Origin of the sequence: Fusicatenibacter sp. (assembly GCF_050872605.1) — a bacterium.
Taxonomy (GTDB): domain Bacteria; phylum Bacillota; class Clostridia; order Lachnospirales; family Lachnospiraceae; genus Fusicatenibacter.
The window spans coordinates 93,936-117,167 of the sequence record NZ_JBNMHD010000005.1; the positions used below are offsets into that span (position 1 = coordinate 93,936).

The following is a 23,232-nucleotide window of genomic DNA, read 5'->3' on the forward strand; positions in this document are numbered from 1 at the left end:
CTCTTTACTCCACTGTCACATCTGCATAAAACGCTCTGTCTCTTCCGGCAACCCATCCATTTTCTACAATCTCAAAAGCGCCGCTTAGTCTGATATCCTCTGAAGAGCCTCCTATTTCTGCCTCAATAGTTCCTTTCTCAATCTTCCATTTCATCCTTCTATCCAGAAATGCAAGCTGTGATGCTTTTATCTCAAAGATTACTTTTTTCTTTTCTCCCGGCACTAGCGTAATTCTCTTAAATCCCGCCAGTTCCTTGACCGGTCTTGCCATGCTTGCATGAATATCCTTCAGATAAAGCTGAACGACTTCATCCCCCTTGTATTCTCCTGTATTTTCCACATCACACTGAATCCGGATACTTTCTGTCGGCATAATGCAATCCTTGGATAACTGCAGATTGCTATATTCGAATTTTGTATAAGACAAACCATGTCCGAAATAATACCTCGGTGTATGCGGCATATCCACATAATTCAAAAAGCCGATGCTTCCGGTCTGATGCCATGCGGAATTATGCGGGTGATTGTAATAAATTGGAATCTGACCGGAAGTATAAGCTGTCGTTACCGGCATTTTTCCTCCAGGATTATACCTGCCAAGCAGAGTGCTCACAACTGCCTCCGCCCCCATCTCGGACGGATTCCAAGCCTCCAGTATTGCATCCAGATGTGCATCTGCCGCATCACTGGATATAGGGCGTCCGTCAAAATGAACTCCGATCAGCGGTTTCCCAAGCTTTGCTGCCTTCCTGATAAATGCATCCTGGCATTCCGGAAGATTGATATTTGTCGCATCCACACCCTCTCCCATGGAGGCCATAGAACAGGTTCCGTGCTTTCCTCCTAAAGTAAGAATCACAATATCGGCATCCTCTGCAATTTCAAGCGCCCGGGCATAACCGGATTGATCCGCTCCTGCAATCGGGTATCCATAAGCATAACGAATCTCTGCATCCGGCATCTGAGCTTTCAGTTCCTCCAATATACTTCGGCAGTCCGGTTTCTGACGTTTCAGAATCACGTCAAATTCCGGCGTTTCATCTGACTGAATATTGGTTCCCGGAACAGTCACGATTTCTTTGTTGTCCACATTTTCACTTCCACTGACCCCGGCAATCGAGTTGGCAATTGCATAGGTAGATTCCATCATACACATATGCGTATATCCTCCGAAAAACTTTCTCGGACTGTCTGCGTGAGGTCCGATCAGTGCAATCTTTTTTACGGATTTTTGAATCGGAAGCACACCATTATTTTTAATCAGTACCATAGATTCTTTTGCAGACTGCAGGGAAATTTCTTTATCCTTCTTATTCATAAAAACTCTGCGAAGCTCTTCTCCTTCCAAAGCAAAAGGATGTTCAAACAGCCCCATACGAAACTTTGCCGTCAGGACTCTTTTTACAGCCCGATCCAGAATGTCCATATCTGCCCTGCCTGACGCAAACAGATTCTTAAATGCTTCCCCATAGCCCTCAACACTTGGAAGCTCCATATCCATTCCCGCCTCCAGGCATAACAGTCCTGTTTCCTCTTTGGTTTCCCCGATTCCCTGAAACATAAATGCATTATTAATGGCGCCATAATCACTGACGCAAAGTCCGTCAAACCCCATCTCTTCTCTCAGCAGTTCTGTCAAAAGATGATGCGATGCGGAAGCCGGCTCTCCATTGATCAGGCAATAGCAGGGCATGATTCCTCTTAAACCTGCTTCTGTAATGGCTGCCTGAAATGGCTTTCCATAGATTTCTTCTAACAAACGTTCCGGTGTATCACTATTGGCCCCATGAATACCTGCTGCTGAATTATGAAATGCCAGAAAATGCTTGGCTACACTTTCTGTTCTGCGTCCTGCTGTCTCATATTTCTGGCACCCTTTTGTATAAGCTGATCCCAGGCTGGCTGTAAGAACCGGATCCTCTCCATACGTTTCTCCCTGCCGTCCCATTCTGGAATCTCTGGAAATATCAAGCACAGGGGCAAAGACATGCGTAATACCACAAGCAGCTTCCTGACGGCTTACAATTTCTGCAATTTTCTCCTCCAACTTTGGATTCCATCCGGCACCCCTTCCAATTCCGGAAGGAAAGCTTGTGGAATCCTGAATAAATGCTCCACAGAGTCCTTCCATATGAAAAATTGCCGGAATACGGTGCGGACTGTTTTCCATAACGATTCTCTGCACCTTTCTCTGCCACCGGACCACTTCATCCAGACTTTCCATTCTCCGCATTTCCAGCGTACTTACCTGTCCGATTCCATGCTTTGTCTGTTCATTGATTCCGGCAAAATCATAACTCGCCTTGTCAAATGGAAAAACACAGTTCAACTGAGCCACTTTTTCATCCAGACTCAGTTCCTCTAAAAGATATGCCGCCCTTTCCTCCGGTATCAATTCTGTATTCTGATATTTGTCGCTCATTTTATCATCTCTCCACTTTCCATTTAATTTCTGATATAGCATGAAGCCAGTCATAAATGGCCGGCTCCATACCTGATATATTTTTATTTAGTTATTCTGACCCTTTCTACGTGCTTCAACTTCCGCTCTCATTTTTGGAAGCTTCTCTTCCAAATCAAACTTTGTAAATACAAAGAACATCAGCAAATTCATCACTAACGGCAGATAATTTGAGAACCCGTAAATTGCATATCTCATAGAAGTAGTTGCAACTTCCAATGTAGCATCATAGGCTCCGATTGCAAGAAAGACTGATAAAATAATGCTTCCCAGTCCGCCGCCTACTTTACTTCCAAATCCGATTGCTCCTGAAGATACTGCTACCAGCTTCTTGTCGTATTTCCATTCATTATAATCGACAGCCATTGCAAGAAGCACTCCATATAAGCACATCAGCGGAATCTGTACTAAACTTCCGATTAAGGACATCACCGTACATGCCATGAAATTCGTCGGAACGACACACCTGACCACACAGGTAATTGCCTGACCTAACACCCCAAAGTAAACCGTTTTCTTAATTCCGAGTTTAGAAATGATTGGCTTCGCAAGCACAAATCCAAGTAAAGTTGCCGCAAGCCCTGCGGTACCTGTTATAGCCACCAGATTATCATTTCCGAAGATCCATTTACAGTAATAAGTTCCGGATGCCGCTGCAATCGCATTTGTAACATTTGTAATAATATTGAATAAGAGAACAATCACCCAGTATTTGTTTCCAAAAAGCATTTTAATCGCATCTTTAAACGGAACTGCCTCTTCCTCCTCTACTTCATTTAGCGTTTCTGTATCTTCTGAATACTTTGCCTTGCGTCCGTTGTTATAACAAATTGCAAGCAGCAAAAGAACAATTAACGCTAAAATCGCTCCAAATTTAATCCATGCACTCTGTGTTCCACCTAACATATTAGTAACAGGAATAATAATAATCGAAATGATCATCCCTGCCCCATAGTTTCCTACTGCACGGAAGATACCCATATTGCTTCGTTCTACCTGGCTGTTGGTACGCACAACCATAACTGCACCAAACGGTGTTGCAATCATCGTATAAATTACGGCTGTCAACAATACATTAGTCACAAGTACATAAATCATTCCGATTGTCTGACCTTTCGGCACTGTAAACATCAAAAATGTAATTACTGCCGCCGGAATCATCATGCGGAACATCCATTTGTAAAATTTACTGTTTCCGCCTTTTGAATGCTCGATTACATTTCCAAACCAGATATCAGTAAGTGCATCAATAACTTTAGCGATTGCCATCACAATACCGACACCGCCAACAGCAAGACCCACCTTGTCTGTATAGAAGTATGTAAGCTGACCGACTACATTTGCCATAAGTCCAAGTGCCAACTGCCCTGACATATCTGCCATATAGTCTCTTTTTCGCATGACTTTTTTTGCGCCGTCACTGTCGAAACCAAGTTCTTTTTTCTTTTTTCCCATTGATTTTACCTCTCTTAAAAAGTTTTATGCTTCGTTTATTGATAAATGGTACATGATACCCGGCACCATTCCATCCAGATGAAAGAGTACAGATTCTCCAATCTTCTCTCCGTCCATAATTCTGATGACTTCCCCCACCGGACTTAAAATCTCAAGTGTTGCTTTCTTTCCTTTTACTGAAATTGTACCTTCCAGCGTATCTGCAAAAAGCTTTCCTTTCATTGTCACAGCGGTAAATTCATAACCCATCAGTTCAATCCCCGTCTGCATCTCTGTTTCATCCATTCCCGTCTCACCCATTGCCGTGAGGATAAACTCTTTTGCATCTGCAAGCTTGTCCGTATCCATAGGAAGCACCGAAATAGATATTCTGCTGTTATTCACTTCTGCATTAATTTTTTCCGTCAGGCGGATATTTTTCTCCGGGGATCCGCTGAAAAAGCTGCAATAATCGGTGTTCAGTGAAAATCTGGAATTATCCGGATCAAATATCATTTCTTTGGTAACTGAAATCATTTTCCCGTCCACAAGTCCTGCATCCTTTGGAACAATCCCCCACTTCTTAAAGGCCTGATCCAGGATTTCTGCAAATTCCCGGTAATCTCCGTCCCCTGCAATCTTTTCAATCTTATCAAAAACCAGTGTTTTTTCGCCAAGATGTATACCCGGCTGTATCTCTTTGGTATCCCTTGCCGCAAAAGTCAGCCGGTTTTTATCCGGATATCTTCTCATTGCATCCCTGTAAGGAGACCATGCATAATAGACTCCTTTCTTTGCCTCGGAAAGATCGGCTCCATTTAAAAAGCCTGCATTGATGGCCGCATCCGCGTCACCGGTGTACCTCTCACCTCCATCCAGGAAAACGTTTCGCATACCTGTGATGTAAGGTAACATCGTTGTCAGCATGCCATGCCCGTTTGGAAGCGTCTTAAGGTCATCCTGTGTATATACAACATCTACTTTTTTATCAGAAACAGCCACAAGGCCCTTCAAAAATACAGATGCCATAAATCCCCACTGACAGGCCACCGCCGGATCATTGTATGCATCAAATACACTTAAAATCTCGTCCGCTGGCTGATCATCCCATTTTTCAGATGTCTGATAATTATAAAGAATCAGTCCGTCCCAGTCATTTAAGCATGCACAGGCCACTGTCTGCACTGCCGCTGTGGAATGGAACGGATGAAGTCCGTATTCATTCCATTCACTCAGCATAAACGGCTTTCCTTTTATAATGGCAGTTGCACCCATGCTCGGGATCGTTGTTGCTATGGCACCTGCACCTTTTTGTATGGTCAGCGGATTGGTGGAAACATATTCCATCGGACCCGACACCATAAATGTCGTTCCCTGTACCGGAAGCAGCGGATGATTGAAATAGCTGTTATTTTCCATTACGTCCGCATCGCTGTGTCCGTATACATCAGCCGCACCGCCCAGCAGGTTACTGGTGTTAATCGGAACCTTCACCCCGATAGAATGCAGATAATTTTTCATCATCTGATAAAATTCCCGGTTAATAAAAATTCCAAACTCCATATAATCTGCATATCTTGCCGGGCTGTTCATTCCTTCCCATGAACCCATCGGATCATTCACCGGCTGGACAAAATCTCCCTCCGTAATACGTACTGAGCAGTCTTCCGGATTCTCATCCTCCTGCAAAGCTGAAACACCGTCAAATGTCCAGGCTTCTTTTAATTTTTCCCTTGTATCGTATTTCATTAGAAGAAAATGATTAAATTTTCTCTGAACCTCCTGCCTATAAGGCTTCATATGTTCAACATGCTCCAGCTCCGCTGTTCCCTTAATCGCCGATTCTTCATTATTGATCTGAACGGTAATGACTGCCGGATCATCTGCCAGTGCAAGCCCGGTATACGGATTCACATGCAACAGAAGCTTTCTTGCATAATCCTTCTGCAGTTCAATCAGTCTTTCATTAATCATCGGAAAGCATTTTGTACAGGAATCCACTCTATCGGAATATTCAATTCCATCTTCCTTATTAAATGCTCTTGCAACTAACAGATCAATGTGCAGATAGATTCCCTTTTCTTTCAATTTTGCGACAAAATAATCAAATCTGTCGAGACCTGCTTTGTTAAATTCCAGGCTGTTCCCTCTCTCGTAATCCAAAAGCGGTGCTTCCTTACAACTGCTCCACGTACACGGTTCTTCACCGATAGGAGCATCTGCTGCATGCAGCCTAATGACATTCACACCCATACTGGCAAATCTTGCAGCCAATTTTTCCGCTGTCTCATGATTCGGAGTATTGGATCTTGCTGCCATATTGAAGCCCAAAAATCTAATGCGTGTTCCGTCTTCAAAATAAAAATGTCCGTCCTTTACACGTACAAACCCATGCTTTCCTGCAGGTGCATCCAACAGATGTGAAAAATCCGCTGCGCCTTTGTTCGTTTCAGCTTTATGGATTCTTATTCTCTGTCTCACTTCACTTTCTCCTTCCTTCTTTCTTTCTTTTTGCTTATAAAATACTACATTTTCCATGATTCATATTTCATAATTTTATTTTATATTATATTTTTCTGTATTTTTAAAATTTTTGTGATATACTTTTGAAAAAAGGAGAGAATTATCAATCATGGATTATATTGATTTCTGTAAAAAGTATTATGCCACAACCAAGATTCCTATTAGTTTACTTCTCGGAACGGCCGGAAAGTACTCAACTATCGGTGAGCTTTTTTCTGTAGAACCGCTTACAGATTACCCTGTTCTCGCAGGTGGTCCTAATCCGTCCATACATTTTTATTCTTCTGAAATCATATACGGATGTATTTGTATAGAAGAGACCGACTATGTTATCATTCTTGGTCCTATTTTCGAGTGCCCCGTCACACCCTCACAGATCAATCTGTTCATGCAAGAGAGTGCTGTTCCGGCAGCATACCGGGAGCAAATCGTCGAATTTTTATATACAATACCGACAACCAGCCGCCTGCATCTTGCAAGACATCTGTCATTACTTCATCTGATTCTGAACCGGAAGAATGCCGATATTCCGGAAATACTGGAAATAAGCTTTGGTAATACTGTGAACCGCAATTCACACAATGTAAAGCAGTTTATTGAAAATAAGGAAAATGAAGAACTTCACTCCACCCATTATATGGAGTTGGAGCTCTATGAACATATTCGAAACGGGAATCCAAAGAAACTGGCGGATTTTCTCAAATCTACTCCTTTGAATCTCAATGAAAAGAAACTGGCAAAATCGCCTTTACGCCAGGCCAAAAATATTTTTATCAGTACGGTGACAAATGTAGGGATGATCGGCGCAATTCCGGGCGGCGTTGATGTCGAACGTACTTATCATCTTATGGACATGTATATACAGGAATGCGAACAACTTCAGACGCTAAAAGAAATCAACGATTTACAGTATCAAATGCTTTTCGACTTTTGCGAAAAAGCCGGTGAAACCCACATACCAAGCGGGATATCTGCGGATATCTACGCCTGCATGAATTACATCAGAAGTCATACTAATGAAGCGATTCGTCTGGAAGATGTTGCCGCTCATATTGACCGCAGCACCTCTTTCATTGCCAAAAAATTCAAATCCGAATTAGGATTTAACCCCGGCGCTTATATCAGCCGCTGCAAACTGGAAGAGGCAAAAAGTCTCCTTACTTTTACGGAAAAAAGTCTGACCGAAATAAGCAATTATCTTTGCTATTCCAGTCAGGCCCACTTTCAGACTGCTTTTAAAAAGAAATATGGTATGACTCCGAGACAGTATCGAAATAAAACACAGCAGATATAAACTCAAATCATAACCACCAGTATTTTTAACGAACTTTTGTCCTTTATAGATTCCATAAATGATGATACGCTTTGATTTGATGGAGTTTTACAAGCATAGGTTTTACAAGCATATGGATCTTTACTTTGTACTATTTTTATACTACCACTACTTACAGTCCGTCCGGGCGGCAAGGATAGCGTCAATCACGTTGCTGCGGGCTTCCTTTGGCTTCATCTGCTTTCGGTAGTCGGCGGCAGATTTCCCTGTTCAGGTTGCCGATGTTGGTCTGAATCCCACGCTTTTCCGGGTAGTGCTTCACTTCTTGATAGTATTCACAGAACAGCTTTTCGCCGCTGTGTGGGCGGCGGGTATTTATAGCAATCCAATAAATTATTGCACATAATTACACGAACGAAACCACCCTATGCAGTCCTTTGGACGAATTGTTAAAAATCCTTTTGAAATAGCTGATGGTAATTCCGATGCAATCCGTATCTTTTCTTTCCTTAAAGATGCTTTGAGTTTTGACCACATCTTTTCAATCGGATTCAGATCCGGACTATACGGGGGCAAATACAGATAGGTTACTTTTGAGCTGTCCAGTAGCTGTTTCACCGCTTTTGCATGATGGGAACGCATATTATCCATAACGATAATGTTTGCTTCTGAAAGCGTCGGCAGCAACTTTGTTTTCAGGTACTCTGCAAACCGCTCTACAGTAGTTCCTCCCGGATAGACTGTATAGGCACAGTCTCCATTCAGACGTATGGAAGAAAGAACGGTTGTATTGCAGGGCGTGTTGAGTGGAGTTTTATCTACTGCTCTCCGGTTTTTCCATGCTCTGGCATAATGTCGCGTCATATTGATGTTTTCTCCGCTTTCGTCCAGAAAGACCAGATGATTTATGTCTTTCTCCGACATATGTTTTTTCCAGTTTCTGCGTTTTTCCCTGACATAGGGGACGCTCCTGCTCTGAGGCATGAAGAGATTTTTTCTTGTAAGAATACCCGAGTTTATAGCAAGACCAGAAAATAACGCAAAAAAGGCAGTGCGGCAGGGCGCGAATTACAAGGAACGGATTTGAAGGCGTACCGGGGTACGACGAAAATCTGTGACGCAGTAATTCACGTTCTGCAGTGCTGAATTTTTTGCATTATTTTCTGGAATTGCTATAATAACTGCCTTGCGGACTGTTTCATTACAAACATGCAGACCAAGTTTATCAATGATTTCATCAATTGTGATATCTGGTTCCTGCTGAACCACCCGGTCAATGTTTTGGAGATCTTCCGGTGTCAGGGCATGTTTACGTCCTCTCTGTGATGTTCTTGTTTTTACAGAACCTGTTTCACGCATTTGTTTTTCCAGGCGGTAAACAGTATTGGTATTCACAGAAAAACACTCTGCGATTTCTTTTGTCTTTTTAAAAACGGCAGAAGAAAACCCTCTCACACCGCCTTTCTTGGCGTATATGAGAGGGTTCCTGTTCTTACGCCTGCCCCAGTACGTGGTCGGAAATTCTTCCGTAGACGGAGATCAGGTAGAGGCCGCAGATGCCGACAACTGCGTAGATAATGCGGCTCAGCCACGTCATGTTTCCGAAGACCAAGGCGACGAGGTCGAGGCGGAAGAATCCGATCAGGCCCCAGTTGACGGCTCCGATGATCGCAACGGTGAGCGCGGTGTAATCCAGTCCTTTCATGTAAAGAAACCTCCTTTTCCCGGATTTTGTATCGTCTTTCTATCTCTTCCGGTTTCTTTATAAATCATTTCCCAAAGGGAGGCAGCTTATGCATTTTCTTTGATTTTTCGGGCAGAAAAATGGAGACCATTTTCAGGCCTCCATTCGTGCAATTTTGTTTTTTATTCAGACAGCAGCTTCTGCAGCAGCTCTCCTGCCGCTGCCGGGTTGGCTTTGCCTTTCATTTCTTTCATGACCTGGCCGACCAGGAATCCGAGGACTTTTGTCTTTCCGGATTTGTACTGTTCTACCGGGCCAGGATTGTTTTCCAGAACTTTTCTCGCGGTTTCTTCCAGAAGGCCGGTGTCGTTTACGGTTTTCAGTCCGTGTTCCTCGACGTATGCTTCCGGATCGACATCCTCTGCAAAGATCTGCTCAAATACCTCTTTTGCCACCTGGTTGTTGACCGATCCGGCTTCTGCCAGTTCGATCAGGGATGCCAGATACTTCGGTGAAAACTGCAGATCCTCCGGCTCCTGGCCGTTCTCCTTTAAGAGACGTAAGGTCTCGCCCATCAGCCAGTTTGCCACTTTTTTCGGTTTGCCGCAGAGCGCCGTCGTCTCCTCAAAGAGATCGGACAGCTTCTTGGAACCGGTCAGAATGCCCGCATCGTACTGCGGCAGTCCGTACTGCTCCACATAGCGTGCCTGTTTCTCCGGCTGGAATTCCGGCATGGATTTCAGAATGCGGTCGATCCACTCGTCAGAAATGTGCACCGGCGGCAGATCCGGGTCTGGGAAGTAGCGGTAATCCTTCGCATCCTCTTTCGAACGCATCGCGTAGGAATACTCTTTGTTGTCATCCCAGCGGCGGGTCTCCTGAACAACAGCTTTTCCTTCTTCAATCAGCTCAATCTGTCTTTCCCGCTCTCCCTCGATCGCTCTTCCGATTGCCTTAAAGGAGTTCAGGTTCTTCATCTCGGTACGCGTTCCAAATTTCTCACTTCCGACCTCACGGACCGAAAGATTGACATCGGCACGCATCGAGCCCTCCTGCAGTTTACAGTCGGATGCACCGAGGTACTGAATCATCATGCGCAGTTTTTCCAGATATGCAATAACTTCTTCCGCGGAACGCATATCCGGCTCGGAGACGATCTCGATCAGCGGAACGCCGCTTCGGTTGTAATCGACAAGGGAACAGTCCTCCCACTCATCGTGGATCAGCTTTCCGGCGTCCTCCTCCATGTGGATCTCATGAATGCCTATTTTCTTCTTTCCCGCTGCGGTGTCAATTTCCACATAGCCGTCATGGCAGATCGGCAGATACAGCTGGGAAATCTGGTAGTTCTGCGGGTTATCCGGGTAGAAATAGTTCTTCCGGTCGAATTTGCAGAGCTGGTTGATTTTGCAGTTTGCAGCCAGTCCGACGCGCAGGGCGTAATCGACAACTTTCTTATTTAATACCGGAAGGGATCCCGGCATACCGGTGCAGACCGGGCAGGTGTGGGTGTTCGGCGCACCGCCGAATGCGGTAGAGCAGCCGCAGAAAATTTTTGTTCTCGTCGCAAGCTCCACATGTACTTCAAGTCCGATGACGGTTTCATACTGTTTTGACATTGTTTTGCTTCCTCCTTACCATTTTTCTGGCTGCCCGAATGCACCGCGTGCCTGCTCATAGGTGTACGCTGCACGGAACAGTTTTTTCTCTGAGAAACAGTCTCCGATAAGCTGCATGCCGATCGGAAGCCCCTTGTCATCCATACCGCACGGAACGGTGATGCCCGGAAGGCCGGCGAGGTTGACGGATACGGTGTAAATATCGCCCAGATACATCTGCAGCGGATCGGAAAGCGATTCCCCGAGACGCGGTGCGGTCGATGGTGCTGCCGGGCTTAAAATCATATCGTATTTTTCAAATGCGCGGTCAAACTCTTTTTTAATCAGGGCTTTCGTGCGCAGTGCTTTCAGATAATACGCATCGTAGTAACCGGAGCTTAAGACGAAGCTTCCCAGCATAATCCGTCGTTTCACCTCCGGACCGAAGCCCTCAGAACGGCTTTTCTTATACATATCGTGGAGTCCTTCGTACTCTTTGGCACGGAAGCCGTATTTCACGCCGTCGAAGCGTTCCAGGTTGGAGCTTGCCTCAGCGGATGCAATAACGTAGTAAGCCGGAATGGCATAATCAATGAGGTCGAGATCGAAATACTCTACTTCTGCTCCGCGTGCCTTCAGGACATCGGCAGCTTTTAAAATGGATTCCTTCACCTGCGGATCCAGGCCTTCGCCGAAGTAGCTGTTCGGAATACCGATTTTCAGATCGGAGACATCTTCTTTTAAAGCGCTCATGAAATCGTAATCGTCGCGTTTCATCGATGTCGCATCTTTTGCATCATACGAAGCGACCGTCTGCAGCAGCGCTGCACAGTCTGTCACATCCTTTGCGACCGATCCAATCTGGTCGAGGGAGGAACCATAAGCGATCAGTCCGTAACGGGAAACGGTGCCGTACGTCGGTTTCATGCCGGTTACGCCGCAGAAGGAACTCGGCTGACGGATCGATCCGCCGGTATCGGAGCCAAGTGCCATCGGTACTTCTCCTGCTGCAACGGCTGCGCAGGAACCGCCGGAGGAACCGCCTGGAACGTGTTCGGTGTTCCATGGATTTTTCGTCACGCCGTACGCGGAAGTCTCTGTCGTACTTCCCATCGCAAACTCATCCATGTTTGTCTTTCCGATGATAACGGCTCCCGCCTCTTCGAGCCGTGTGATAACCTCTGCATCGTACGTCGGAACAAAGTTCTGCAGGATCTTTGACGCACACGTCGTCGCAAGACCTTTCGTACAGATGTTGTCCTTGACCGCAATCGGAACGCCGGCCAGCGGACCGGTGAGCTCTCCTGCGTCAATTTTCTTCTGTACTTCTGCTGCGCGCGCTCTTGCACCCTCTTCATCTACAAGAAGGAAAGCGTGAATGGATCCTTCCGATGCTTTGACTGCCGCAAGGGACGCTTCCACGGCGTCCGATACGGTGATCTGTCCTTCTTTGATCGCGGCAGAAAGCTGTACTGCTGTCATATCTTTGATTTCCATATCGAATCTCCTCCTGCTATTCTACCGTTTTCGGAACCTTATACTGGCCCTCTTTGACTTCCGGCGCGTTGGCAAGCATATCATCGCGGTCGTCGCCATTGGTTACTTCATCCTCACGGAACACATTTCCCATCTCGAAAATGTGGGTCATCGGCTCAACCTTGCTGGTGTCGAGCTCGTTTAATTTATCTACATAGTCCAGCATCTTCTGCATATCCTGCCGTGCGGATTCTTTTTCCTCATCCTTTAATTCCAGCTTTGCCAGGATGCCGACATATTCCATCGTTTCATCTGAAATCACATTTGCCATTTCACTCGTTCTCCTTTTTTGTTTTCCAGCAGGATCCGCTTACGGCTCCAGTCTTGTAAGATCACGCGGGAACAGGGTTGTCTCGCGGACGTTGTCCTCGCCGATCAGCTTCATGGTCAGACGCTCCAGACCGATGCCAAGTCCTCCGTGCGGCGGCATACCGTGTTTGAAAGCACTCAAGTACTGCTCCATACCCTCTTCTGTCATGCCGCGGGCTGCGATCTTTTCGGAGAGCATCTTGTAATCGTGGATACGCTGGCCTCCGGTTGTAATCTCCAGGCCGTGGAACAGCAGGTCGAAGCTCTTCGTATATCTCTTATCCTCCGGATCATCCATCGCATAGAATGGTCTCTTTTTCGATGGGTATTCGGTAACGAATACAAAATCTGCGTCGTATTCCTCTTTGAAATACTGGCCGATCAGAAGCTCCTCCTCCGGCTCAAGGTCGAACGGGTTGCGGATCTTCCGGTTGTATTTCTCGGCTACCAGCTCTTTTGCTTTCGTGAACGGTACGGTCGGGATTTCGTCTGTCTTTGGAAGCGTAACTTTCAGGATCTCCAGTTCTTTTGCGTAATCCTTTTTGAGGAGCTCCACCATGTACTGTAAGAATCCGGTTTCCATTGCCATGATGTCGGTGTAATCCTCGATGTAGCCCATCTCAAAGTCAAGGCTGGTGTACTCGTTCAGATGACGTTTCGTGTTGTGTTTCTCTGCACGGAAAACCGGTCCGACTTCAAAGACACGATCAAACACGCCGACGAGCATCTGTTTGTAGAACTGCGGGCTCTGTGCCAGCACGGCCGGGCGGTGGAAGTATTCCAGCTTGAAGATGTTTGCGCCTCCTTCAGCGCCCTTCGCGCCGATCTTCGGTGTATGGATTTCTGTGAATCCCTGGGAATGGAGGAAATCACGGAAGGCACGTACCACGCCTTCCTGGATGCGGAATTTTGCACGTTCTCTGACGTTCCGAAGAGCGATCGGCCGCATGTTCAGCATCGCCTCAAGGGAAGTATTCATTTTCCATTTGTTGACTGCGAGCGGCATTGGCTCGGTCGGCTCAGCAAGAACGGTGATAGTCTGTAATCTGACTTCTACGCCGCCTGGTGCGCGGTCCTCTTTTTTTACCGTTCCAGTCACAGCAACTGCCGATTCCTCTTTCAGATCCTTCAGCGGGAAGTCAACGCTTCCTTCTTCGTACACACACTGAACGAGTCCCTCGCTCTTTCTTAAAATGACAAAGGCAACCTCGCCCATGTCACGGATGATGTGTACGGCTCCTTCGAGTTTTACTTCTGTGCCTTCCGGTGTCTCCAGCAGAGTTTTTACGGAGATGTCTTCTTTTTTCTTTACGCCTGTCATAAATTCCATGTTTTGTTCTCCTCTCTTTCTCGCCTGTCCCGGAATGCTTTCTGGAAAACAAAAAGTCCCGGAACAGTTTTTTAACTACTGTTCCGGGACGGGATATTTAATGTTCCCGCGGTACCACCCGCATTGCGTTTTTCTCTCCGGTTTTCCGGTGGAAAACGCCCACTCATTTATACTTAACGCGTATCACGGATCTGCCTACTTGATTTCCTTTTCTGATTTCGTGTTCAGCAGACCGGCTCCGGAATGTTCCCCATTGTATGTTTCCTCCATGCTGATGCTCTCAGTCGGTGACATCGGCTTCCTGTCAGATTCCGCATACGGAGTTTCCTTCACTGCCTTTTTCATACTGTGCATTATAGCACAGCAGTTTTGCATTTGTAAACACCTAATTTTTACGGATTTTGTATAAATTCTAATGTATTTTTCGTGAATTTTATCTATACAAAATTATTTTTTCGCGTCTTTGTAAAATTGCGCAGAAATTCCGTCTTGTCGGTATTTTCAGCACAATTTAGAGTCTTTTAATTCTTTCCACTGCCTCTACCGTATTCTCGTACGTACCGAATGCAGTCAGACGGAAGTAGCCTTCTCCGCTCGGGCCGAATCCTGAGCCTGGTGTTCCGACTACGTTTGCGTCTGCAAGCAGGTGATCAAAGAACTCCCAGGAAGTCATATTTCCCGGTGTTTTCAGCCAGATATACGGTGCGTTGACGCCGCCGGATACAGTGTAGCCTGCGCCTTTTAAGCCGTCGTAAATGACTTTTGCATTCTTCATGTAGTAAGCAACCTGCTCTTTTAACTGTGCTTTTCCTTCCGGAGAGTAAACAGCCTCGCCGGCTCTCTGAATGATGTACGGAGCTCCGTTGTATTTCGTTCCGTGACGGCGTGCCCACAGGCTGTGCAGGGTTACATCACCCGATTTGATATCTTTCGGAATGACGGTGAAACCAAGACGCATACCGGTAAAGCCTGCATTCTTGGAGAAGCTGCGCATCTCGATCGCACATGTTCTTGCACCTTCGCACTCATAGATAGAATGCGGGATGTCTTTTTCTGAGATATATGCTTCATATGCAGCATCATACAGGATGATTGCTCCGACTTTGTTTGCATAATCAACCCATTTCTGCAGCTCGTCTTTCGAAACCATAGCTCCGGTCGGGTTATTCGGGAAGCACAGGTAAATCAGATCCGGAGTCTCTTTCGGAAGATCCGGGGTAAAGTTGTTTTCGGCGGTACACGGCATGTAAATCACGTTGGTGAAACGCTCCGTTGCAGCGTCATAATCTCCTGCACGGCCTGCCATAACGTTGGAATCTACATAAACCGGGTAAACCGGGTCGCATACAGCGATTTTGTTATCCAGGCTGAAGATCTCCTGAATGTTGCTGCAGTCGCATTTTGCGCCGTCCGATACAAAAATTTCATCAGAGGAGATATCGCATCCTCTGTCCTGATAATCATTTTTTGCGATGGTATCGCGAAGGAAAGCATATCCAAGATCCGGTGCATATCCATGGAAGGTCTCTGCGTGTCCCATCTCATCCACTGCGCCATGCAGCTTTTCGATGATCGCCGGTGCGATCGGCTGGGTTACGTCGCCGATTCCAAGACGGATGATTTTCGCGTCCGGATTTGCCTCGGTGTAAGCTGCAACTTTTTTTGCAATGGTGGAAAACAGATAGCTTCCCGGCAATTTCAGATAATTGTCATTGATTTTGAACATTATTTGTGTCGCTCCTTTTCACTCTTTTTTACTCCGTCAAAAGCGTCAGCACCATCTGCGCCGTTTCGACCAGATTGGTGCCGCTGTCCATGCTGCATTTCTGCATGTAGCGATGGGCCTCCGACTCGGTCATGTGATTTCGTTCGATCAGAAGGCTTTTTGCACGGTCGATGATGTGCTGTTCCTCGGCGCTGCGCACCTTGGGCTTGGCCCGCTCTTTCTTTCTGCGCCGTGCCGCACCCCGCAGCATCATCTCCAGTGTATTGACCAGCTCGTACACGGAAAGCGGCATCGTAACCGCCATGATTCCAGTTCCCTCCACCGCACTTAATGCGCGGCTCGATGCAATCAGAAGCATCTGGAAGCTGGACGGCATACACTCGTTCAGATCTGTAAAGAACATATCCGGGAGCTTGTAGCCGCAGATGACGATACCGCCGTTTAAGTTGTTCATCTCTCCGAGCGCTGCTGCCGCCGTCGAACAGACAGCATCGATTTCATATCCTCTCTTTGCCAGAATATCCCGGATGCGCTTTCCATCTTCTATTTTGGGAAGTACTATCACTATGCTGCTCATGCATTTTCAGGCCCCTTCGTCGTCTAAATACGGTACAGATATTTCTCGGTCTCCCAGTCGGATACCTGGCGGAGATACTCATGCCACTCTTCTTCTTTGGCATTGATATATCCATCCACAAATTCCTGGCCGAGTACCTGACACAGAAAATCGTCTTTCTTTAACTCTGCGACCGCTTCTCCAAGGCTTCCCGGGAGAAGGGTGATCTGCATCGCGTTTCGTTCTTCTTCTGTCAGATCGGAAATATTGCGGTCCACCGGGGACGGCGGAACGATTTTCTGTTTGATACCGTCAAGTCCTGCTGCCATGCAGACAGCAAGTGCCAGGTACGGATTGGCTGCCGAATCCGGGCATCGAAGTTCAATGGCCATGATACCGTCTCCCGTCAGCGGAATGCGGATCAGCGGGCTTCTGTTCTTTGCAGACCATGCCACGTAGATCGGTGCACCGTATCCCGGTGTCAGACGTTTGTAGGAATTTACAAGCGGATTGGTAATCGCTGCGATTCCGCTGATGTGTTTCATCAGTCCGCCCATAAAGTAATATGCCTCTTTGCTGAGCCCGTATTCATCGGATTTGTCGGCAAACACATCTTTTCCCTCATGAAACAGGGAGAAGGAAAGATGAAGACCCGATCCGTGAACTCCGGTTTTTGGTTTTGGCATAAAGGTTGCGTGAAGGCCATGACGTTTTGCAATCGTACGGATAGCAAATTTGGCAGTCATCAGCTGATCTGCCGTCCGAAGTGCTGCAGCCGGACAGAAATCCAGTTCGTGCTGGCCTGCCGCTACCTCGTGGAAGGAAGACTCAACGTCGATTCCCATTTCTTCGAGGGTCAGCACCATATCGCGCCGCGCGTTTTCTCCCAGGTCCAGCGGTCCCAGATCCAGATAACCGCCTTTGTCGTGCGTTACACTCGTTGCACCGCCGTCCTCATCGGTGTGGAACAGGAAAAATTCACACTCCGGTGAGATTTCAAACTCATAGCCCATCGCTTTCGCTTCGAAAATTACCTTCTGAAGGATGGTTCGGGAACTCTTTGCATAAAGATTCCCCTCTCTATCATACACATCACAGATCAATCTTGCAACCTTTCCTTGCTGCGGACGCCATGGAAGTATTGCAAAGGTGTCGAGATCCGGGTGCAGAAACATGTCTGCTTCCTCGATGGTGACAAATCCTTCGAACGAAGAGCCATCGAAAACGCACTGATTATTCAGGGCTTTTTCCAGCTGTCCGGCGGTGATGGCCATATTTTTCATCATTCCAAACATATCGGTAAACTGCAGGCGGATAAATTCAACATCTTCTTCCTCCGCCATCTGAAGGATCGCTTCCTTCGTATACTTTGCCATATCGATTCTCTCCTTTATCAAAGACGATTCTAAACGAAAAGGGTGCTTTCACGCGGCAGGGCAGAAAGACACCTTGCGTAAAAACACCCTTGTTTTGGGCATATTATAGCAGTTTTTCGCGTGTTTTGTCAAGAAAAACTTAGAGATTCGTGTATCCCATCAGGGATTCATCGACTGCCTTTGCTGCCTCGCGTCCCTCACGGATCGCCCATACGACCAGGGACTGGCCGCGGTGCATATCGCCTGCGGTGAAGACATTTTCTTTTGTTGTCTGGTATTTTCCGTCATCTGTCTTCACGTTGGTGCGCTGGTTGACTTCCACTTTAAATGCATCGGTCACATATTTCTGGGATCCTAAAAAGCCTGCTGCAATAAGAACGAGATCTGCCGGGAGAATCTCTTCGGTTCCCTCAACCGGAACCATCATCATGCGGCCGGATTTCTCATCTTTTTTCGGTGTCAGTTTTACGGTCTTGATCTGGCAGACTTCACCTTTTTTGTTTTTGATAAATTCCGTTACGGTTGTCTGGTAAATCCGCGGATCATGGCCGAATACGGCGATTGCCTCTTCCTGGCCGTAATCCGTCTTGCAGATCTTCGGCCACTCCGGCCACGGATTGTTCTCGGCACGCTGATCCGGTGCTTTCGGCATCATCTCAAGCTGTGTCACAGATTTGGCACCGAGACGGATGGAAGTTCCGACACAGTCATTACCGGTGTCGCCGCCTCCGATGACAACAACGTGCTTGCCCTTGGCATCGATGTAGGCATGATCCTCAAAATTGGAATCCAGAAGACTCTTCGTTACGGAAGTCAGGAAATCGACAGCAAAGTAGATGCCCTTTGCATCTCTTCCCTCTGCCTTGATATCTCTTGGATTTGCCGCACCGCAGCAGAGCAGGACACGGTCAAATTCTTTTAAGAGTTTGTCAGCTTTTACATCTTTTCCGATATCAGCATTCGTCACAAACTCGATGCCCTCGGCCTTCATCAGATCCACACGGCGGTCGATGACGCTCTTATCGAGTTTCATGTTCGGAATACCGTAGCGTAAAAGTCCGCCCACGCGGTCGCGGCGTTCAAAGACCGTAACAGAATGGCCGCGGCGGTTGAGCTGCATCGCTGCTGCAAGGCCGGAAGGACCGCTTCCTACAACGGCAACGCGTTTTCCGGTGCGCACTTTCGGCGGCTGCGGCGTAATCAGGCCGGTTGCCCATGCGTTTTCGATGATCGCGCGTTCATTTTCCTTCGTGCAGACCGGGTCTCCGTTTACGTTGCATGTACAGGCTGCTTCGCAGAGTGCCGGGCAGACACGGGAGGTAAATTCCGGAAAACAGTTTGTCTTGGTGAGGCGGCGGTATGCCTGCTCATAGTTTCCAAGATACACAAGGTCATTCCACTCCGGAACGAGGTTCTGCAGCGGACAGCCGGAGGCCATTCCCGCAATCATGGTTCCCGCCTGGCAGAACGGTACACCGCATGCCATACAGCGGGCAGCCTGCATCTGCTGTTCCTTTTTCGGGAGCTGCAGATGAAATTCCTTAAAGTTTTTGATACGCTCAAGCGGGGCAACGGTGTTTCCCGTCTTGCGCTGATATTCCATAAATCCAGTTGGCTTACCCATAATTCTTCTTCCTCCTACTTACGCATGCTTTCGTAAAATGCTTCAATCTGTGCCTGTTCGCTGCTAAGGCCCTTGTCTTCCATCTGGGCACTCAGCATCATCATGCGCTTATAGTCATTCGGAATGATCTTCTTGAATTTCGGCAGATATTCGTCAAAGTGTGTGAGAATTTCTTTACCTTTTTCAGAGCCGGTGTGTGCGACGTGTTTTTCAATCATGTTTTTCAGCTCTGCAATATCGTATTTGCTTTCTACCAGTTCAATCGAAATCATTTCCTTGTTCAAATTGCGGTACAGGTTGCTCTTTTCATCCAGGACATAAGCGATACCGCCGCTCATGCCGGCTGCAAAGTTCTTTCCGGTTGCGCCGAGGACAACGACACGGCCGCCGGTCATATACTCGCATCCATGCTCACCGACACCCTCGACAACGGCGTAAGCACCGGAGTTTCTGACACAGAAACGCTCTCCTGCGATACCGTTGATGTACGCCTCACCGCTCGTTGCGCCGTAGAGGGCAACGTTTCCGACGATGATGTTTTCTTCCGGTTTATACTTTCTTGCTTTCGGCGGGTAGACAACCAGTTTTCCGCCGGAGAGGCCTTTTCCGAAGTAATCGTTCGAATCGCCCTCAAGTTCCAGGGTCAGTCCTTTTGGAATAAATGCTCCGAAGCTCTGTCCGCCGGCACCCTTGCACTGTACGGTGTACGTATCCGGCTCCAGAGAGGTGCCGAATTTTCTGGTGATCTCGGCACCAAGAATCGTTCCCACGGTACGATCGGTGTTGGTGATCTCGACTTTGACGGTCTTCTTCTCTTTCTTATCCATTGCCGGACCGAATTTCTTTAAGAGTACCTTCTCATCCAGGGTTGCGCCAAGTTTGAAGTCGTAAACATCTTTCGGATCGAACGTTACCTTCTCGCCTGCTTTTGCAAACGGATTGTTCAGGATCTGGCTTAAGTCTACGCGGTCTGCGTGCTCGTTCGTCACTTTATCATTTCTCTTTAAGAGGTCGGAACGGCCGACCATCTCGTCAACGGTGCGGAAGCCAAGTTTTGCCATGTATTCCCGCATCTCTTCTGCGATGAAGCGCATGAAGTTGATGACGTACTCCGGTTTGCCGCGGAAACGTTTGCGCAGCTCCGGGTTCTGGGTTGCAATACCCATCGGGCAGGTATCGAGGTTGCAGACACGCATCATAACGCATCCCATCGTTACAAGCGGTGCAGTCGCAAAACCGAATTCCTCGGCGCCAAGGAGTGCTGCAATCACAACGTCACGGCCGCTCATCAGCTTACCATCGGTCTCGATCATGACACGGTTGCGGAGGCCGTTTTTGATCAGCGTCTGATGGGTCTCGGCAGGGCCTAACTCCCATGGAAGTCCTGCATTGTGGATGGAACTTCTCGGTGCTGCTCCCGTTCCTCCATCATATCCTGAAATCAGGATAACCTGTGCTCCGGCTTTTGCAACACCGGCTGCGACAGTACCAACACCTGCTTCGGATACCAGTTTAACGGAGATTCTTGCATTCACATTCGAGTTTTTCAGGTCATAAATCAGCTGTGCAAGGTCCTCGATGGAGTAGATGTCGTGGTGCGGCGGCGGGGAAATCAGGGATACACCCGGTGTGGAGTGACGTGTTTTTGCAATCCACGGGTAAACCTTTCCGGCCGGTAAGTGGCCGCCCTCGCCCGGTTTTGCACCCTGGGCCATCTTGATCTGGATCTCTTTTGCACTGACAAGGTATTTGCTGGTAACGCCGAATCTTCCCGATGCTACCTGTTTGATCGCGGAGCATCTCTCCGGGGATTCGAGACGGTCATCACTCTCACCGCCCTCACCAGTGTTGGATTTTCCATGCAGACGGTTCATGGCAATTGCCAGTGTCTCATGTGCCTCCTGGGAAATAGAACCGTAGGACATCGCACCTGTTTTGAATCGTTTTACGATAGAATCTACGCTCTCAACTTCTTCGAGCGGAACGCCCTGCTCCGGATAATCGAAGTCCATCAGGCTCCGCAGATAGCCGCTCTCCTCGCTGTCGACCATTGCTGTGTACTCTTTGAACATCTTGTAGTCGCCGCGTCTTGTAGACTCCTGCAGTGTATGAATGGTGCGCGGATTGTAGCGGTGCTCCTCGCCCTGGCTTCTCGATTTATGACGGCCGATACTGTCCAGTGTCAGATCGGTAGACAGCTCCAGCGGATCGAATGCCTGGGAATGACGCTCATCGACATCTTTTGCAATGTCTTCCAGGGTAATACCGCCGACACGGCTGACCGTACCGGTGAAGTATTTGTCGATGACATCTGCTGAGATACCGATGGCCTCGAAGATCTGGGAACCCTGATACGACTGGATCGTGGAGATACCCATCTTCGCTGCGATTTTTACGATACCAGAGATGACTGCGTGGTTGTAATCTTCAACGGCTGCGTAGTAATCTTTCTTGATCATGCCCTCTTCGATCAGCTCATGGATCGTGTCGAGTGCCAGATACGGGTTGATTGCGCAGGCACCGTAGCCGAGCAGTGTTGCGAAATGGTGCACCTCGCGCGGCTCGCCGGACTCCAGAATAATCGCAAGAGAAGTTCTCTTTTTCGTTTTTACCAGATGCTGATGAACCGCAGATACAGCCAGGAGGGATGGAATCGCCACATGGTTCTCATCGACGCCGCGGTCAGAGAGAATCAGGATGTTGGCTCCTGCCCGGTGTGCACGGTCAACCTCGACGAAAAGGCGGTCCATCGCACGGTCAAGCGGTGCGCTCTTGTAGTAGGTGATCGGAACGGTCACTGCCTTGAAGCCTTCGACTTTCATGTTCTTGATCTTCAGCATATCGGTATTGGTCAGGATCGGATTGTTGATCTTTAATACCTGGCAGTTCTTCGGCTCCTCCTCAAGCAGGTTTCCGTCACGTCCGACGTAAACGCTTGTGGAAGTTACGATCTCCTCACGGATGCAGTCGATCGGCGGGTTCGTTACCTGTGCGAAGAGCTGTTTGAAATAGTTGAACAGCGGCTGATGCTCATGGGAGAGAACGGCAAGCGGGGTATCGATACCCATCGAAGCGGTTGCCTCGACACCGTTTAATGCCATCTTTCCGATGGAGGAACGGTACTCCTCGTAGGTGTAGCCGAACGCTTTCTGCAGGCGCATCCGCTCTTCTTTCGTGTACTCTTCGACCGGCAGATTCGGGATTTTGATATCCTTTAACTGTACCAGATAACTGTCGAGCCATTCGCCGTACGGCTGTTTCTTTGCGTAATATTCTTTGACTTCCTCATCGTTTAAGACTTTTCCCTGTACGGTGTTGACGAGAAGCATCTTGCCCGGATGGAGACGCTCTTTTAAGACGATTTTTTCTTCCGGAACTTCCAGAACACCGACCTCAGAGGAAAGGATCAGGAATCCATCGTTAGTGATGTAGTAACGGGAAGGACGAAGACCGTTGCGGTCGAGCACTGCTCCCATCACATCTCCGTCGGAGAACAGGATCGATGCCGGTCCGTCCCACGGCTCCATCATCGTTGCATAATACTGATAGAAATCACGTTTCTCCTGGGAAATCGTATCGTTGTTTGCCCACGGCTCCGGGATCGTGATCATGACAGCCAGCGGAAGATCCATACCGCTCATGGTCAGGAACTCGAGTGTATTGTCGAGCATCGCGGAGTCAGAACCCTGTGTGTTGACAACCGGCAGCACTTTATGAAGTTCATCCTGCAGCATCGGGGAAGACATCGTCTCCTCACGGGCCAGCATCTTGTCGGCGTTTCCGCGGATGGTGTTGATCTCGC

At 47.8% G+C, this 23,232-nt stretch carries 17 protein-coding genes; 1 reads left to right on the forward strand and 16 read right to left on the reverse strand.

Translation table 11 applies throughout. The features are described 5' to 3' along the window. Nucleotides 1–4 precede the first annotated feature (4 nt). The 3 genes from ACY2VT_RS03125 to ACY2VT_RS03135 form a co-directional block, all read right to left on the reverse strand. On the reverse strand, nt 5–2,422 hold the full coding sequence (locus ACY2VT_RS03125; protein ID WP_055266005.1) for a glycoside hydrolase family 3 N-terminal domain-containing protein: 2,418 nt from the start codon (nt 2,420–2,422) through the stop codon (nt 5–7). An 87-nt stretch (nt 2,423–2,509) separates the two neighbouring features. After that, nucleotides 2,510–3,916 carry an MFS transporter gene (locus ACY2VT_RS03130; protein ID WP_461878839.1) on the reverse strand — a complete coding sequence of 469 codons (1,407 nt, stop codon included), beginning with the start codon at nt 3,914–3,916 and terminating at the stop codon, nt 2,510–2,512. Nucleotides 3,917–3,940: 24 nt separating this feature from the next. After that, complete coding sequence (locus ACY2VT_RS03135) at nt 3,941–6,214, reverse strand: beta-galactosidase (protein WP_243277165.1); 2,274 nt, start codon at nt 6,212–6,214, stop codon at nt 3,941–3,943. A 313-nt stretch (nt 6,215–6,527) separates the two neighbouring features. Between ACY2VT_RS03135 and ACY2VT_RS03140 the strand changes: the two genes are divergently transcribed. Beyond that, nucleotides 6,528–7,712, forward strand: coding sequence for a helix-turn-helix domain-containing protein (locus ACY2VT_RS03140; RefSeq protein ID WP_055266003.1), 1,185 nt, complete (start codon nt 6,528–6,530; stop codon nt 7,710–7,712). A gap of 372 nt (nt 7,713–8,084) precedes the next feature. Here the strand turns inward: ACY2VT_RS03140 and ACY2VT_RS03145 are convergent, their stop codons facing one another. The 13 genes from ACY2VT_RS03145 to gltB form a co-directional block, all read right to left on the reverse strand. After that, complete coding sequence (locus ACY2VT_RS03145) at nt 8,085–8,675, reverse strand: IS630 family transposase (RefSeq protein WP_461878840.1); 591 nt, start codon at nt 8,673–8,675, stop codon at nt 8,085–8,087. Nucleotides 8,676–8,759: 84 nt separating this feature from the next. Then, nucleotides 8,760–9,086, reverse strand: a complete 327-nt coding sequence (locus tag ACY2VT_RS03150) for a helix-turn-helix domain-containing protein (protein ID WP_173828668.1) — start codon at nt 9,084–9,086, stop codon at nt 8,760–8,762. A 97-nt stretch (nt 9,087–9,183) separates the two neighbouring features. After that, the gene (locus ACY2VT_RS03155; RefSeq protein WP_055217760.1) at nt 9,184–9,396 is read right to left on the reverse strand and encodes a DUF378 domain-containing protein; all 213 of its coding nucleotides are present in this window, start codon (nt 9,394–9,396) and stop codon (nt 9,184–9,186) included. Nucleotides 9,397–9,557: 161 nt separating this feature from the next. Further along, nucleotides 9,558–10,994, reverse strand: a complete 1,437-nt coding sequence (gatB, locus tag ACY2VT_RS03160) for an Asp-tRNA(Asn)/Glu-tRNA(Gln) amidotransferase subunit GatB (RefSeq protein WP_461878841.1) — start codon at nt 10,992–10,994, stop codon at nt 9,558–9,560. 15 nt (nt 10,995–11,009) lie between these two features. Next, on the reverse strand, nt 11,010–12,470 hold the full coding sequence (gene gatA, locus ACY2VT_RS03165; protein WP_461878842.1) for an Asp-tRNA(Asn)/Glu-tRNA(Gln) amidotransferase subunit GatA: 1,461 nt from the start codon (nt 12,468–12,470) through the stop codon (nt 11,010–11,012). 16 nt (nt 12,471–12,486) lie between these two features. Then, nucleotides 12,487–12,780: an Asp-tRNA(Asn)/Glu-tRNA(Gln) amidotransferase subunit GatC gene (gene gatC, locus ACY2VT_RS03170; protein ID WP_461878843.1), complete on the reverse strand. Its 294-nt coding sequence runs from the start codon at nt 12,778–12,780 to the stop codon at nt 12,487–12,489. Nucleotides 12,781–12,819: 39 nt separating this feature from the next. Further along, on the reverse strand, nt 12,820–14,148 hold the full coding sequence (aspS, locus tag ACY2VT_RS03175; RefSeq protein WP_461878844.1) for an aspartate--tRNA(Asn) ligase: 1,329 nt from the start codon (nt 14,146–14,148) through the stop codon (nt 12,820–12,822). Nucleotides 14,149–14,343: 195 nt separating this feature from the next. Beyond that, nucleotides 14,344–14,493: a hypothetical protein gene (locus ACY2VT_RS03180; protein ID WP_461878845.1), complete on the reverse strand. Its 150-nt coding sequence runs from the start codon at nt 14,491–14,493 to the stop codon at nt 14,344–14,346. Nucleotides 14,494–14,659: 166 nt separating this feature from the next. Next, nucleotides 14,660–15,874, reverse strand: a complete 1,215-nt coding sequence (locus ACY2VT_RS03185) for an LL-diaminopimelate aminotransferase (protein WP_461878846.1) — start codon at nt 15,872–15,874, stop codon at nt 14,660–14,662. 28 nt (nt 15,875–15,902) lie between these two features. Next, nucleotides 15,903–16,451, reverse strand: coding sequence for an ANTAR domain-containing response regulator (locus tag ACY2VT_RS03190; protein ID WP_461878847.1), 549 nt, complete (start codon nt 16,449–16,451; stop codon nt 15,903–15,905). A gap of 23 nt (nt 16,452–16,474) precedes the next feature. Continuing rightward, the gene (gene glnA, locus ACY2VT_RS03195) at nt 16,475–17,806 is read right to left on the reverse strand and encodes a type I glutamate--ammonia ligase (RefSeq protein ID WP_461878848.1); all 1,332 of its coding nucleotides are present in this window, start codon (nt 17,804–17,806) and stop codon (nt 16,475–16,477) included. Nucleotides 17,807–17,945: 139 nt separating this feature from the next. Next, nucleotides 17,946–19,430 (reverse strand): glutamate synthase subunit beta, encoded by a 1,485-nt coding sequence (locus ACY2VT_RS03200; RefSeq protein WP_022462356.1) that lies wholly within the window; start codon nt 19,428–19,430, stop codon nt 17,946–17,948. Nucleotides 19,431–19,444: 14 nt separating this feature from the next. Next, nucleotides 19,445–23,232, reverse strand: a 3,788-nt coding sequence (gltB, locus tag ACY2VT_RS03205; protein ID WP_461878849.1) for a glutamate synthase large subunit, incomplete at its 5' end; no start/stop codon positions are given.

What these genes read in the sequence shown, in the direction of transcription:
- gatC (WP_461878843.1), bottom strand. Translation starts at nt 12,780, where the DNA reads ATGGCAAATGTGATTTCAGATGAAACGATGGAATATGTCGGCATCCTG.
- ACY2VT_RS03145 (WP_461878840.1), bottom strand. Translation starts at nt 8,675, where the DNA reads ATGCCTCAGAGCAGGAGCGTCCCCTATGTCAGGGAAAAACGCAGAAAC.
- ACY2VT_RS03135 (WP_243277165.1), bottom strand. Translation starts at nt 6,214, where the DNA reads ATGGCAGCAAGATCCAATACTCCGAATCATGAGACAGCGGAAAAATTG.
- ACY2VT_RS03200 (WP_022462356.1), bottom strand. Translation starts at nt 19,430, where the DNA reads ATGGGTAAGCCAACTGGATTTATGGAATATCAGCGCAAGACGGGAAAC.
- ACY2VT_RS03185 (WP_461878846.1), bottom strand. Translation starts at nt 15,874, where the DNA reads ATGTTCAAAATCAATGACAATTATCTGAAATTGCCGGGAAGCTATCTG.
- ACY2VT_RS03125 (WP_055266005.1), bottom strand. Translation starts at nt 2,422, where the DNA reads ATGAGCGACAAATATCAGAATACAGAATTGATACCGGAGGAAAGGGCG.
- gatB (WP_461878841.1), bottom strand. Translation starts at nt 10,994, where the DNA reads ATGTCAAAACAGTATGAAACCGTCATCGGACTTGAAGTACATGTGGAG.
- ACY2VT_RS03180 (WP_461878845.1), bottom strand. Translation starts at nt 14,493, where the DNA reads ATGAAAAAGGCAGTGAAGGAAACTCCGTATGCGGAATCTGACAGGAAG.
- ACY2VT_RS03130 (WP_461878839.1), bottom strand. Translation starts at nt 3,916, where the DNA reads ATGGGAAAAAAGAAAAAAGAACTTGGTTTCGACAGTGACGGCGCAAAA.
- ACY2VT_RS03190 (WP_461878847.1), bottom strand. Translation starts at nt 16,451, where the DNA reads ATGAGCAGCATAGTGATAGTACTTCCCAAAATAGAAGATGGAAAGCGC.
- gatA (WP_461878842.1), bottom strand. Translation starts at nt 12,470, where the DNA reads ATGGAAATCAAAGATATGACAGCAGTACAGCTTTCTGCCGCGATCAAA.
- ACY2VT_RS03140 (WP_055266003.1), top strand. Translation starts at nt 6,528, where the DNA reads ATGGATTATATTGATTTCTGTAAAAAGTATTATGCCACAACCAAGATT.
- ACY2VT_RS03155 (WP_055217760.1), bottom strand. Translation starts at nt 9,396, where the DNA reads ATGAAAGGACTGGATTACACCGCGCTCACCGTTGCGATCATCGGAGCC.
- aspS (WP_461878844.1), bottom strand. Translation starts at nt 14,148, where the DNA reads ATGGAATTTATGACAGGCGTAAAGAAAAAAGAAGACATCTCCGTAAAA.
- glnA (WP_461878848.1), bottom strand. Translation starts at nt 17,806, where the DNA reads ATGGCAAAGTATACGAAGGAAGCGATCCTTCAGATGGCGGAGGAAGAA.